The following is a 12,602-nucleotide window of genomic DNA, read 5'->3' on the forward strand; positions in this document are numbered from 1 at the left end:
GGGGAAGATTTATGATTCAAACGATAATTTTTATGCTTTCGTATGAATATTTCTCATGATTCAGAGTCCCCTTGAACTGCGCCACCTGCGTACCCTGGCCGCGCTGCGGGATACGGGCAGCCTGTCCCGGGCGGCGGAATTGCTCAATCTCACCCAGTCGGCCCTGTCCCACCAGTTGAAACTGCTGGAAGGGGCTTATGGGGCGCCCCTCTTTGAGCGCAAATCCGTGCCGCCCCGGTTCACTGCCCTGGGGGGCAAGTTACTGGAACTGGCGGACGCCTTTCTGCCCCGGGTGGCGGAGACGGAGCGGGACATTGCCCGGCTAGCAGCGGGGGCGGCGGGCCAATTGCGCATTGCCGTGGAATGCCATACCTGCTTCGACTGGCTGATGCCAGCTATGGATGCCTTTCGGGAACGCTGGCCCGAGGTGGAGCTGGATATCGTCTCCGGCTTTCATCCGGACCCGGTGGGACTGGTACACCAGGATCGGGCCGATTTCGCCCTGGTGTCGGAGGTGGACGGAGAAGAGCGGGGCATCCATTTCTATCCCCTGTTCACCTTTGAAATTGTGGCCGTCCTGGCCGCCAACCATCCCCTGCTGGCCAAGCCCTGGCTGGCAGCGGAAGATTTCCGGGAGCAGACTCTGATCACCTATCCCATTCCTGACGACATGCTGGATTTGGTACGCCAGGTTTTGGCCCCTGCGGGGATTCAGCCCCAGCGCCGCACCACGGAACTGACCATTGCCATGCTCCAGCTGGTGGCCAGCGGTCGGGGGGTGGCCGCTGTGCCTTTCTGGGCGGTGCAAAATTACTTGCAGCGGGGCTACGTGCAAAGCCGCCCGGTGGGCCCCCGGGGGCTCTACGGCCGTCTTTTTGGCGCCTGTACCGACTCCCGGGCCGGACTGCCTTATATGACCGATTTTGTCCGGCTGCTGAGGGAAAAGTGCTTTCTGACTCTGCCGGGTATTCGCCTGCTATAAGCTTGCCCCGGGCTGGGGCGGTCATCAGGGCTGAGGTTGCCCCTTTCCTCTCTCCGCCTTCCGCTACAATGGCTGCCGGTTTCCTTTCCCTGCGGGCCTTCCATGGAATTTCACGCCTGGCTGGACATGCTGGTGGGGCTGACGGTGATCGTCAATCCCCTGCTCGGCGCCACGGCCTACACCACCCTGACTAGCGGCAGCGACCGGGCGTCCCGGCAGCATACGGCTCGGCTCTGCGCCCTGACCGTGGGGGCGGTGCTGAGCGTGGCGGCCCTGGGAGGGGAAGCCCTGCTGCGGCTCTTCAACATCGGCCTGCCCGAATTCCAGGTGGGGGGCGGCATTCTCCTGCTGCTCATCGCCATCTCCATGCTCCACGCCCGTCTCAGCCCGGCCCGGGCCAATGAGGAAGAAGCCTCCGAGGCCCTGCAAAAGGACCAGCTGGGGGTGGTGCCCATCGGCATTCCCATTCTCTCCGGCCCGGGGGCCATCAGTACGGTCATCATCTACGCCCATCAGGAGGCGGGCTGGGCCCATCTGGCCCAGCTCATCGGGGAAATCTGGGTGGTGGCCGGGGGCGTCTGGCTAGCTCTCACCGTTTCGGACCGGCTCCTGGCGGCCCTGGGCAAAACCGGCATCAATATCGCCACCCGGATCATGGGCCTGTTGCTGGCGGCCATTGCGGTGGGCTTTGTCACCAAGGGCTTAAAGCTGCTCCTACCCGGCCTGGGTTAGGGAGTGGTGGCTGGGGGGAGCCGGGGACGGGCTCCGCCCGGCTACGGGAAAGCCCCCTTTCCGCCCGCCGCCGGATTCCGGGATAATGGCCCCCGTGTGGCCCCCGCGCCCCGGTGGCGCCTCCCTACTTCCGGCCATTCCGGCCCGAGCCATCGGGCCCGCCGTGGGCCGTGCCGCCCCTCCCTTCTTTCAGGATTCCCCATGTCAGTGACCCAGATTCCGGGCAAGGATGCCCCCCTCGAAACTTCCATTGCCCGTATGCAGGCCACCCTGGCGGCGGCGGGCTTTCAGGTGGAGGAGAGCGCCTGGCTGAATCCGGTGGAAGGGGTGTGGTCCGTGCATTTGCGGGATCGGGATTGCCCCCTCATTTACGTCAATGGCAAGGGGGGCTCCCAGTTGGCGGCCCGGGCCAGCGCCCTGGGGGAATTTTTCGAGCGCCTGTGCTGCAATTATTTCTGGAGCCATTACTACTGGGGCGTCCGGGCCGGGGCGGCGGGGTTTGTCCATTATCCCCAGGAACGCTGGTTTCCCCTGGGGGACGGGGAGGCTTGGCCCGCCGATCTGCTGGATGAGACCCTGCAAGCCTTCTACAACCCCCGGGGCAATATTCCCGCTCGGGCCCTGGTGGATTTCAATTCTGGCAACGCTGACCGAGGCATCTGCGCCTTGCCCTTCCAGCGCCAGGGGGACGGGGCCACCCTCTATTTCCCCATCAATGTCATCGCCAATCTCTATGTGAGCAACGGCATGTCCGCCGGCAACAGCCCGGCGGAAGCCCAGACCCAGGCCCTTTCTGAGATTTTCGAGCGCTATGTGAAATTCAAGGTGATTGCCGAGGGCCTGTGCCTGCCCGAGGTGCCGGAAGAAGTTATCGCCCGCTATCCCCGCATCGCTGCCGGGATCGCCGGACTGCGGGCCGCTGGGTTCGGCATTCTGGTGAAAGACGCCTCCTTGGGGGGCCAATTCCCGGTGATGAACGTGACCCTGCTCCACCCCGGGGATCGGGGCTGCTACGCCAGCTTTGGCGCCCATCCCCGCTTTGAGGTGGCCCTGGAACGGGCCCTCACCGAGCTGCTCCAGGGCCGGGCTCTGGACGGCCTGTTCGGCTTCCCCGAACCGGGCTTTGATTTGGAAGAAGCGGCCAGCGCCCCCAATCTGGAAATTCACTTTGTGGATTCCAGCGGCGTACTGCACTGGAATTTCCTCCGCCGGGAGGCGGATTTCCCCTTCTGCGATTGGAATTTCGGTGGTGCTTCCAGCACCGGGGAGCGGGACTGGCTGGTTAATCGGGTCCAGGAACTGGGCCACGACGTTTATCTGGCCGAATTCGGCCACCTGGGCGTCTATGTCTGCCGCATCCTGGTCCCCGGCCTGTCCGAGATTTATCCCGTGGATGACCTGGAATGGGAAAACACCAGCGTCATCACCGACCTGCGCGCTCCCATCCTCGCCCTGGATGGCTTGGACGACGAGGATTGCGGCGACCTGCTGGACGCCCTTATCGATCGGGGCATTGCCGACGACCGACCGGTGGCGGCCCTCCTCGGTCTGGCCCCGGACGAGGGCTACTGGAAAAGCCTGCGGGTGGGGGAACTGAAGACCCAGCTGGCCCTGGCCTGCGGCGACCGGGAGGCCATTCTGGAAGGCTGTCAGTGGGCCCGCTATTTCGAGGAAAACGACCCGGAACGGCGTCGCCTCTACGCCTGCGTGGAAAGCCTGGTGAAGCTGGAAGACCTGGGGGATGGGGCGGACGTGGCGGAAGATTTCGGCCAGCCCCTGGCCCAGCTTTACGGCCCGGCCGTCCTGGCCCAGGCCCAGGCTCTGCTGGAAGGGGAACAGCGTTTCCCCGGTTTCCTTCCCCTGGGGGCCGATCTGGAAGCCAGTGATCTGCACCGGCGGCTCATGGCCGGCTACGCCCGGCTCCAGGCCAGCCGGACGGAACGATGAAAACCCCAGCCCGCCTGGAACCCCTGGTCACGGATGGCCTGGTGGACGAAGTGCTGGGCCAGCTCATGAGCGGTAAAGAGGCCATGGTCTTTGTCGTCCGCTGCGGGGACGAGGTGCGTTGCGCCAAGGTCTACAAGGAAGCCCATAAGCGCAGTTTCCGTCAGGCCGTGGCCTACACGGAAGGGCGCAAGGTGAAGAACAGCCGCCAGGCCCGGGCCATGGAAAAGGGCTCCCGTTATGGCCGTCAGGAGCAGGAAGCGGCCTGGCAGCACGCCGAGGTGGATGCCCTCTACCGGCTGGCGGGGGCCGGGGTGCGGGTGCCCACCCCCTTCAATTTCCATGAGGGGGTGCTGCTTATGGAACTGGTGGCGGACGCCGAGGGCAATCCGGCGCCCCGGCTCAATGACCTGAAACTGAGTCCGGAGACCGCCCGGCTGTACCACGACTTTCTGCTCCGCCAGGTGGTGCTCATGCTCTGTGCCGGGGTGGTGCACGGGGATTTATCCGAATACAACATTCTGGTGGATGACCAGGGGCCGGTGATTATCGACCTACCCCAGGCCATCGACGCGGCGGCCAACAATAACGCCCAGGCCCTGCTGGAGCGGGATGTGGCCAATCTGGCTGCCTATTTCAGCCAGTTTGCCCCGGAGTTGGCCGGGACCCGTTACGGCCCGGAAATCTGGGCCCTCTTTGAAAGCGGCAAGTTGCTGCCGGATAGCCCGCTAACGGGCCATTACTGTCCGGACCAAACCCCGGCGGACGTGGCGGAAATTCTCCAGGTCATCGACGCCGCCGAGGCTGAAGAGGTCCAGCGCCGGGCCCGCAAAGCCGCCGCCGAAGCGGCGGGCCAGTGGCCCCAGCCGGATAGGGGAGTCTAAGCGCCTTTCCGGGGAAGCCCGCCCATCGGCGGCCCGGGGGCCTAGGTGCCCGGGCCCATCACTTGACGGGGGCGGCCCGGTGTCGGCCCCCTGCCTTAAATTTTCTGAAGCTTTTGAAAGCGTTGTCATGATCCAGTTAAAAAACATCACCCTGCGCCGGGGCGCCAAGGTGGTTCTCAACCAGGCTTCCGTGAGCCTTAATCCCCAGGAAAAGGTGGGGCTGGTGGGGCGCAACGGGGCGGGCAAATCCTCCCTCTTCGCCATGCTCAACGGCAGTCTTCACGAAGACAGCGGCGACTGTTCCATCCCCCCCCAGTGGCGCATGGCCCAGGTGGCCCAGGACATGCCGGAAACGGATGAGAGCGCCACGGCCTTCGTGATCGCGGGGGATCAGGTGCTGGCCGCCGCCCAGGCCGAGGTGACCGCCGCCGAAGCCACCGATGACGGCATGCGCATGGCCCACGCCTACATGGCCTTGCAGGACGCCGGGGCCCACGACGCGGAAGCCCGGGCCCAGGCCCTGATCCTGGGCTTGGGGTTTCAGGTTCATGAATTGGATCGGCCGGTGAACAGCTTTTCCGGGGGCTGGCGCATGCGTCTCCAACTGGCCCGGGCGCTTATGTGCCCCTCGGACCTGCTGCTCCTGGACGAACCCACCAACCACTTGGACTTGGATGCCCTGGTGTGGCTGGAAGCCTGGCTCAAGCGCTATGACGGCACTCTGATCGTAATCAGCCACGACCGGGAATTCCTGGACGGGGTGACCAATGTGACCCTGCACATCGATAACGCCAAGCTGGTCCGCTACGGCGGCAACTACAGCACCTTTGAAGCCATGCGGGCGGAGCAGATGGCCTTGCAGCAGGCGGCCCTGGCCAAGCAGGAAGAGCGCATCGCCCACCTGAAAAAGTTTATCGACCGCTTCAAGGCCAAGGCCAGCAAGGCCAAGCAGGCCCAGAGCCGGGTCAAGGCCCTGGAACGGATGGAAAAGCTTTCCCCTGTGCTGGCGGAGGCGGACTTTACCTTCGACTTCCAGGAGCCCCTTAACCTGCCCAATCCCATGCTGTCTCTGGTGGATGTGGCCATCGGCTACCCGGCTCCGGAGGAGTCCCCAGATCAGGGCCCGGCGGTGATTGTGCGGGACATTCGCCGCTCCGTGCATGGGGGCCAGCGCATCGGCATTCTGGGGGCCAACGGCCAGGGCAAATCCACCCTGGTGAAGACCATCGCCCGGGAACTGGCGCCCCTGGCCGGGGAAGTCACCGAGGGCAAGGGCCTCAACATCGGCTATTTCGCCCAGCAGGAACTGGACGTGCTGCGCCCCGAGGAAAATCCCCTGGAACACATGAAGCGTCTGGCCAAGGCGGTCATCGCCGCCGGTCGCAGCGGCCACGTGGCGGGGCGGGAGCAGGATTTACGGAACTTCCTCGGCACCTTCAACTTCAGCGGTGACATGGTGAAGCAGGCCGTGGGCACCATGAGCGGCGGGGAAAAAGCCCGTCTGGTACTCTGTATGCTGGTCTGGCAGCGGCCCAATCTGCTGCTTCTGGATGAGCCCACCAATCACCTGGATTTGGCGACCCGGGAAGCCCTGGGGGTGGCCCTGAACGGCTTTGAAGGCACGGTCATGCTGGTGAGCCACGACCGTTCCCTGCTGCGCTCCGTGTGCGACGAATTTTGGCTGGTCTCCCGGGGCGGCATCGCCCCCTTCGACGGGGACATGGACGACTACCAGCGCTATCTGCTGGAAGAAGCCAAGCGCGCCCGTCAGGCCGCGGCGGAGGAGCGGCGGGTGGCCTGAGCCTGGGCTAGCTGGTGCCCTGCAGAAAGGAAGCCGCCGGTGTTTCTTTCCGCCAGGAGATAAGGGAGAGTCTGGTTTTCTGGAAGAAAAGGGACTTTGAGCGAAATTTTGCTCGAAATTTCCTCAAATGGCTTATGGTTGAGCAACTCTCTGCTCAGCTATAAGCCATGGACCTTACCTTACAGATTTATGTGGCAGGTGATTGGCATGATGCCGTACTCCTATCTCTCCCTGACCCGGCTATGGGGCGGCGGGGGAAAATACGCCTAGATTATGAGCAAGACTACGCGCTGCAGTGGTTGTTCCAGGATGATGAGCATGCCTGCTGCATGGGCTTCCCCGTAGAGATTTTTTGTTCCTACGGGGGAGATAGTTGGCCCGCGTTTATTGACGATATTTTGCCCTCGGGGGCCTCCCGGCGTTACTGGGTCAATCATTTGGGCCTCCAGAACCTGTCACCCATGGAACAGGATGGGGTGCTCTTGCACCAGGGGGTTATTGCGCCCATCGGCAATCTGCGTATCAAAGAATCCCTGCCTGTTATGGTCCCTGGCAGCCAGCTGGCTGGTCGTCGTTTCTCCCTCGCCCAGGTACGGGATCGGGACACGGATTTTCTCGAGTATGCCCAGCAGATGGGAGCCGCTAGCGGTGGTGCAATGGGGGCAGGGGGAGAGGCTCCCAAGTTGGTTCTGCGTTGTTCTGCAGAGGAACAGGTATGGATTGATACCTACCAGGATGACCAGGCCTGTCCGGACCGCCACTACCTAGTTAAATTCCCACGGGGCCAACGCACTCCCATCGACTGCGATATTTTGCGTGCCGAATACCACTACTATCAGGAACTCGCTGCCCTCGGGATTCCGACTATTGATACGGCGGCGATGCGTTTGGAGGAAGGGGCCCGCTATCCCTCTCTATGGTTGCCCCGTTTCGACGTGGCATTTAAGGCAGGGCAGCTCCAGCGCTATGGCTTGGAGTCCGTGTATTCCCTCCTGAATAAGCCGCCCGGGGACTATTTGTCCCATCTGGATGTTCTGGCGGCTTTGATCGATCTGCTCAGCCATCAATATCTCGTTCGGGAAGGACGCCGGCAGTTTGATCCGGCGGAATTTGCCATCGAATGGGTAAAGCGGGATATGTTGAATGTGGTGTTTGGCAATAGTGACAACCACGGGCGTAATGTAGCTTTACTGAAAACCCCGGAGGGGATTGGACTTTCACCCGTCTTTGATTTCGCCCCCATGAAAGCGGATCCGGAGGGTGTTGTCCGGACCATAAAGTGGCCATCGCCTCTGGAGGAAGGAGGCAATTTCAACTGGTGGTTGATTGCTGACCGGCTGAAGCCCTGGGTTGCCCCTGACCGATTGTTACCAGCGCTGGGCGAATTGGCTAACCGATTGTTGGGCTTGAGAGAGCGACTTCATTCCCGTGGCGTTCCCCCCAGTATTCTGGATTTCCCCTCCCTCGGCTTCCCTTTTCTCGATGAGAAAATACTTAGTTGGAAATTGCCATGAAGAAGAATCTGAGTCCTCGGGAGCGGGATAGCCTGTTATTGGACCTGTTGCACCAGCTGATGACTGAAAAAATAACGGAAGGCCAACTCCTGCGGCATTTGCGCAAGAAAGTGCTCGGCCTGTCCCAGGATCAGTACGCCAAACTGACGGGGATCAGTCGTCGCACCCTTTCTGACCTGGAACTTGGCAAAGGCGCTTCCTCGCTAAAATTATTAAACGGGGTGTTTAAGCCCCTGGGGCTACAGGTCGGATTGCTGCCGCGCAGTTCCCTTTTACGTCGCCAATTGTTTGAAACGCTGGAACAGCCCGATCCTTCTCCTTCCGGGTCGCTAACTTCGTAACTCGGGTATTGCCTCGGTTGCCACTTTTACGGCCATAAGGGCCTAATCCTCCAGCAGCCGGGCCTTGATCTTGCGCCCTTTGACCTTGCCCGCCGTGAGGCGGCGCAGGGCTTCCCGGGCCTGGGGGCGGGCCACGGCCACGTAGCTGGTCTGGTCCGTGACGGTAATTTTGCCCACCTGTTCCTTGCTCAAGCCCACGGTGCCGGTGAGGGCCCCCAGCAGGTCCCCGGCCCGGAGTTTGTCCTTGCGTCCGCCCAGAATCAGCAGGGTGGCCATGGGGGCTACCAGGGGGGCGTCGTTATGACTTTGCAGTTCCCCCAGGCCGTGCCATTCCGGCTCCATGCCGGTGAATTGGGCGATGTCCGCCACCCGGCGCTTATCCCGGGGGCTGACCAGGCTGAAGGCCCAGCCGTCCCGGTCCCCCCGGCCGGTGCGGCCGATGCGGTGCACGTAAATTTCCGGGTCCGGGGTCACATCCACATTGATCACCGCTTCCAGCTGGTCGATGTCCAGGCCCCGGGCCGCCACGTCCGTGGCCACCAGCACGGAGCAGCTCCGGTTGGCAAAGCGGATCAGCACCTGATCCCGGTCCCGCTGTTCCAGGTCCCCGTTCAGGGTCAGGGCGTCGATGTCCGCCTGATACAGGTAATCCCGCAGGTCCCGGCATTGCTGCTTGGTATTGCAGAAGGCCAGGGTGCTCACCGGGCGGAAATGGCGCAGCAGGGTGACCACGGCGGCGAAGCGTTCCTCATGCTTGATTTCGTAAAAGCGCTGGCGGATCTGGCCCCCGGCGGGGGATTCGTCGGCTTTCACCGTCTCCGGCTGGTGCAGGAAGCAGCCTGCCAACTGGGCGATACCCTCCGGATAGGTGGCGGAAAAGAGCAGGGTCTGGCGCTGGGACGGACAGCGTTCCACCACCTGGGCGATGGCATCGAAAAAGCCCATGTCCAGCATCCGGTCCGCCTCGTCCAGCACCAGGGTGGCGACCCGGGCCAGATCCAGACTGCCCCGCTCCAGATGGTCCAGGAGCCGCCCCGGGGTGCCCACCACCACATGGACCCCGTGTTCCAGGCTGTCCGCCTGGGGCGCCAGGGGGCTGCCGCCGCACAGACAGAGAATTTTCAGATTATCGACGAAGCGGCCCAGACGGCGCAGTTCCTGGGTGACCTGTTCCGCCAGCTCCCGGGTGGGACACAGCACCAGAGCCTGGACCGCCAGGGTGGCGGGTTGGAGCCTCGTGAGCAGGGGCAGGCCATAGGCGGCGGTTTTGCCGCTGCCGGTGCGGGCCTGGGCAATCAAATCCCGCCCGGCCAGGGCCGGGGGCAGGGCGGCGGCCTGGATGGGGGTCATGGCCACGTAGCCCAGCTGGTTCAGATTGGCCACCACGGCGGGGGCCAGGCCCAGGGCATCAAAGCCGGGGGCAGCCTGGACCTGGGACGTCGCCGGGTCCGACGGGGCAAGGGCAGGCGCGGGGGATTCGGGAGAGGTGGTCATGGCGGTCTTTCAAGGAGGGAGGGGCGGGGAAGGGGGCGAGGCAAGCCTGGGCCCGGAGGAGGGAACGTGGGGGCTAGAGCTCGTGAGGGGGAGGCAAAGTGTGCGCCAAAACGGGAGGGGAAGTGGGCGCTACCGGGCCGGTGGCCGGGAGCGTTCCAGATCAGCCCCCTGTGCCTGCCCCCGGCCCCCGATTCCCTAGCCCTTGGGGCGACGGCCGGGCAGGGGCTTGCGCCGGTGTTGTCCGGGCCGCTGCTGGCTTTTTTCTGGGGTGGCGGGCTTGGGCATGAGCAGATTTTTGCTGCGCTCGTCTCCTCCCGCCCGGGGGGCGTTCAGGGCAGCCTGCCAGATGGCCTGGGTATCCGGGGCGGCTTCAGGTGCGGCATCTTCGGCGGGGGGGGCATAGGCGGCCAGCTTGTCCTTGAGCCGGGCCAGCCGGTCCGCCAGTTCCCCCTTGCGGCTCAGATGATCCAGGGCGGCCTGGGCCGCCGGGGTGAGGGCCAGGGCTTCGTCTTGCCAGTCCAGCAGGCCCTGGGCTGTCAGCCGGGTCAGGGCTTCGCTCAGTTTTTCCGCCTCCGGTAGCCCGCCCCCCAGCACCTCGGTGGCGGCCACGATCTCCTCCGGGCTGGCCGGTCGGCGCTTGGTGGCCAGCAGGGCCGCCAGCAGAAGGAGAGCATCGACATCGGGGATTTTGACCATGGGAAACCTTTGCAAATAGGGAAAAGACAGGGGGCTCAGTCTGGACTGATCCTGAAAAAAAGTCTTCAAGGCAGGCGGGGCCCGGTAAGGCTTGGGAAAAGTGAAAGTGTACGGGGTTTTCTGCTGAAACCAAACATTGGGGAACGATTATGTCTAAAAAGTCACGTTTTTATGGGGGTAATGTACCCATAAGATATGTGTTTGTCCTGAATTTAATGGGCGACTTATGCCTAGCCCTCGTTCAGGCGGTAGAGAAAAATAAGGTTGAATGTGATCAACGTAAGTCATTAAAATACAAGGAAATGGAGCGGCTTGGCTTGGTGGGGCTGAAGGCTTTAGCCCTATGAATCGGCAGGGGTAATGATTTCGGCGGTTGATGGTCGTGGCGCTGGACTTCTGATTTCTTGCGTTTTTGCAGGTAAATGAAGTTTTAGCGAAAGACGGGATTTGGTTTGTTAAGCAATGAGATTTCTTTGATTCGAAAAAAATGAAGACTTTTGATAAAAGCCGGGGTTTTACTTTAATTGAATTGGTGATGGTGATCGTTATCCTGGGGGTACTGGCCGCCGTTGCTTTGCCCAAGTTTTTGGATTTTGGTACGGATGCGCGGGTTGCCGTATTAAAGCAAACCGCCGGAGCCATGACCACTGCGGCAAATTTTGGCGGCGCTCGATGCCAGATGACCCCGGGCTGCGCCAATTCGGGCTGGTCGAATAACCCGGTTCAGTCCCCGGATGGCACCTCGGGCGATATGTACAATGGATTTCCCACGGCCAATGCGGATGCGGCGGATTCCCACATCAGCCATTGGTTTTCCATTTCAGACGATTTTGTCCTGAGCTCCAGCAATATCGAATATAGCGACTTTTCGTTGAAAGGCGCGCCGGAGCCCTCCGCCTGCGCCGTTCGCTACCAATATGCCGCCAATTATGGGGAGGTGCCGGTGGTGACTATTACCAGCAGTGGTTGCTAGCCAAGGGGGCCGTTAGGTTGCCCCTGGCCCTTTAGCTTTTACTTCCCCTCCGCTGCGTTTCTGGCCCCCGCCGCAATGGCCAGGGCAAACAGGGCCAGCAGGCCCAAGGCCAGGGGCAGGCCGGTGTGGTGGGCGGTAAAGCCCACGATCACCGGCCCCACCAGAATGCCCAGATAGCCCAGGCGGCCCACCAGGGCGATGGCTTCCGAAGAGGAAACCCCTTCCACCTTGACGCTGGCGGCAAAGAGCACGGGAACGCAGTTGGCGCAGCCCAGGCCCACCAGGGTGAAACCGGCCACGGCGCTGGCGGTGAAGGGCAGGCCTAGGGCCAGCAGCAGCCCCAGGGCGGCCAGACTACCCGAAACCATGAGGGTGCGCCGGGCGCCGAGCCAGGCCCGCAGCCGATCTCCGCCGAAACGGCCACTGGCCATGCCCAGGGAAAAGCCCCCATATCCAGCCCCGATCCAGAAGGCCGGGGCCCCCACCTCGTCCCGCAGATAGACCGAGGTCCAGTCATACATGGCCCCCTCTACCACCAGCCCGAGAAAGGCCAGCACCCCCAGGGCCAGCAGGCGGCGCCGGGCCCCCGGAGGCGCTCCCCGGCGGGAAGCGGCGGCATCGCTGTGGGGGTCCGGGAGCAGATGGGGGCTGCCCAGCAGCACCAATCCGGCCACCAGCAGGGCGGTGACCACAAACAGGGCAGCGGCGGACCCGCCCGCCCCCAGCCAGACACTGCCCGCCAGGGCCCCCACCAGCCCCCCGGTACTGAACAGGCCGTGAAAGCTGGACATGATGGGGCGGCTGGCCTTCAGCTCCAAGGTGGCGGCCTGGGCGTTGATGGCCACATCCAGTACCGCATTGGTGGCGCCGAACAAGAGCAGCCAGGCCAGTAGCAGGCCGAAGTGGGGAATCAACAAAATGGGCGCCACGGACAGGGCGAACACCAGCCCCCCTTGGCGACAGGCCGTTGGACTGCCCCGCCGGGCGATCCAGGGACCGATGACGGACATGGATAGCAGGGCCCCCAAGGCCACGGCAAACATGGCTAGGGATAGGTGGGCGTCATTCAGGGCGAACTGGCTTTTGATTTGGGGCAGACTGACGCCCCACACCGCATAGGTGAAGCCGCTGGCAAAAAACAGGGCGGAGTTTGCCAGCCGGGCGGCGGTCAAGGGATCAGAGAAGGGTGAGGGACGGGAGGTCTGGCGCATCGGCGGATTATGGCCGATGGGCCGGGTAGC

General features: G+C 63.1%; 11 protein-coding genes. 8 read left to right on the top strand and 3 right to left on the bottom strand.

The window, feature by feature from the left end:
- Positions 1–55: 55 nt before the first annotated feature.
- From Azoinq_RS08345 to Azoinq_RS08375, 7 genes are all read left to right on the top strand, one after another.
- Positions 56–982, top strand: a complete 927-nt coding sequence (locus Azoinq_RS08345) for a LysR family transcriptional regulator (RefSeq protein WP_216130093.1) — start codon at positions 56–58, stop codon at positions 980–982.
- A 102-nt stretch (positions 983–1,084) separates the two neighbouring features.
- The gene (locus tag Azoinq_RS08350; RefSeq protein WP_216130091.1) at positions 1,085–1,714 is read left to right on the top strand and encodes a MarC family protein; all 630 of its coding nucleotides are present in this window, start codon (positions 1,085–1,087) and stop codon (positions 1,712–1,714) included.
- A gap of 201 nt (positions 1,715–1,915) precedes the next feature.
- Positions 1,916–3,661 carry a 30S ribosomal protein S12 methylthiotransferase accessory factor YcaO gene (ycaO, locus tag Azoinq_RS08355; RefSeq protein WP_216130089.1) on the top strand — a complete coding sequence of 582 codons (1,746 nt, stop codon included), beginning with the start codon at positions 1,916–1,918 and terminating at the stop codon, positions 3,659–3,661.
- Positions 3,658–4,542 carry a PA4780 family RIO1-like protein kinase gene (locus tag Azoinq_RS08360; protein WP_216130087.1) on the top strand — a complete coding sequence of 295 codons (885 nt, stop codon included), beginning with the start codon at positions 3,658–3,660 and terminating at the stop codon, positions 4,540–4,542. Before ycaO ends, Azoinq_RS08360 begins: the two co-directional genes overlap by 4 nt.
- Before the next feature lie 127 nt (positions 4,543–4,669).
- Positions 4,670–6,343, top strand: a complete 1,674-nt coding sequence (locus Azoinq_RS08365) for an ABC-F family ATP-binding cassette domain-containing protein (RefSeq protein ID WP_216130085.1) — start codon at positions 4,670–4,672, stop codon at positions 6,341–6,343.
- Between the two features lie 167 nt (positions 6,344–6,510).
- Positions 6,511–7,857 (top strand): type II toxin-antitoxin system HipA family toxin, encoded by a 1,347-nt coding sequence (locus tag Azoinq_RS08370; RefSeq protein ID WP_216130083.1) that lies wholly within the window; start codon positions 6,511–6,513, stop codon positions 7,855–7,857.
- Entirely contained in the window at positions 7,854–8,198 is a 345-nt protein-coding gene (locus tag Azoinq_RS08375; RefSeq protein WP_216130081.1) for a helix-turn-helix transcriptional regulator, read from the top strand. The genes Azoinq_RS08370 and Azoinq_RS08375 overlap by 4 nt, the downstream gene beginning before the upstream one ends.
- 42 nt (positions 8,199–8,240) lie before the next feature.
- Here the strand turns inward: Azoinq_RS08375 and dbpA are convergent, their stop codons facing one another.
- Positions 8,241–9,692, bottom strand: a complete 1,452-nt coding sequence (dbpA, locus tag Azoinq_RS08380; RefSeq protein WP_216130079.1) for an ATP-dependent RNA helicase DbpA — start codon at positions 9,690–9,692, stop codon at positions 8,241–8,243.
- A 195-nt stretch (positions 9,693–9,887) separates the two neighbouring features.
- A complete protein-coding gene (locus tag Azoinq_RS08385; protein WP_216130077.1) occupies positions 9,888–10,388 on the bottom strand; it encodes a hypothetical protein in 501 nt (166 codons plus the stop codon).
- A 487-nt stretch (positions 10,389–10,875) separates the two neighbouring features.
- Here Azoinq_RS08385 and Azoinq_RS15105 point away from each other — a divergent pair, with 487 nt between their 5' ends.
- On the top strand, positions 10,876–11,361 hold the full coding sequence (locus tag Azoinq_RS15105) for a type II secretion system protein (RefSeq protein ID WP_216130075.1): 486 nt from the start codon (positions 10,876–10,878) through the stop codon (positions 11,359–11,361).
- Between the two features lie 38 nt (positions 11,362–11,399).
- Here Azoinq_RS15105 and Azoinq_RS08395 read toward each other — a convergent pair whose 3' ends face one another.
- The gene (locus Azoinq_RS08395; protein WP_216130073.1) at positions 11,400–12,572 is read right to left on the bottom strand and encodes an MFS transporter; all 1,173 of its coding nucleotides are present in this window, start codon (positions 12,570–12,572) and stop codon (positions 11,400–11,402) included.
- Between the last annotated feature and the right edge of the window lie 30 nt (positions 12,573–12,602).

Source organism: Azospira inquinata, assembly GCF_018905915.1.
GTDB classification, from domain to species: domain Bacteria; phylum Pseudomonadota; class Gammaproteobacteria; order Burkholderiales; family Rhodocyclaceae; genus Azospira; species Azospira inquinata.

What these genes read in the sequence shown, in the direction of transcription:
- Azoinq_RS08345 (WP_216130093.1), top strand. Translation starts at nt 56, where the DNA reads ATGATTCAGAGTCCCCTTGAACTGCGCCACCTGCGTACCCTGGCCGCG.
- Azoinq_RS08350 (WP_216130091.1), top strand. Translation starts at nt 1,085, where the DNA reads ATGGAATTTCACGCCTGGCTGGACATGCTGGTGGGGCTGACGGTGATC.
- ycaO (WP_216130089.1), top strand. Translation starts at nt 1,916, where the DNA reads ATGTCAGTGACCCAGATTCCGGGCAAGGATGCCCCCCTCGAAACTTCC.
- Azoinq_RS08360 (WP_216130087.1), top strand. Translation starts at nt 3,658, where the DNA reads ATGAAAACCCCAGCCCGCCTGGAACCCCTGGTCACGGATGGCCTGGTG.
- Azoinq_RS08365 (WP_216130085.1), top strand. Translation starts at nt 4,670, where the DNA reads ATGATCCAGTTAAAAAACATCACCCTGCGCCGGGGCGCCAAGGTGGTT.
- Azoinq_RS08370 (WP_216130083.1), top strand. Translation starts at nt 6,511, where the DNA reads ATGGACCTTACCTTACAGATTTATGTGGCAGGTGATTGGCATGATGCC.
- Azoinq_RS08375 (WP_216130081.1), top strand. Translation starts at nt 7,854, where the DNA reads ATGAAGAAGAATCTGAGTCCTCGGGAGCGGGATAGCCTGTTATTGGAC.
- dbpA (WP_216130079.1), bottom strand. Translation starts at nt 9,692, where the DNA reads ATGACCACCTCTCCCGAATCCCCCGCGCCTGCCCTTGCCCCGTCGGAC.
- Azoinq_RS08385 (WP_216130077.1), bottom strand. Translation starts at nt 10,388, where the DNA reads ATGGTCAAAATCCCCGATGTCGATGCTCTCCTTCTGCTGGCGGCCCTG.
- Azoinq_RS15105 (WP_216130075.1), top strand. Translation starts at nt 10,876, where the DNA reads ATGAAGACTTTTGATAAAAGCCGGGGTTTTACTTTAATTGAATTGGTG.
- Azoinq_RS08395 (WP_216130073.1), bottom strand. Translation starts at nt 12,572, where the DNA reads ATGCGCCAGACCTCCCGTCCCTCACCCTTCTCTGATCCCTTGACCGCC.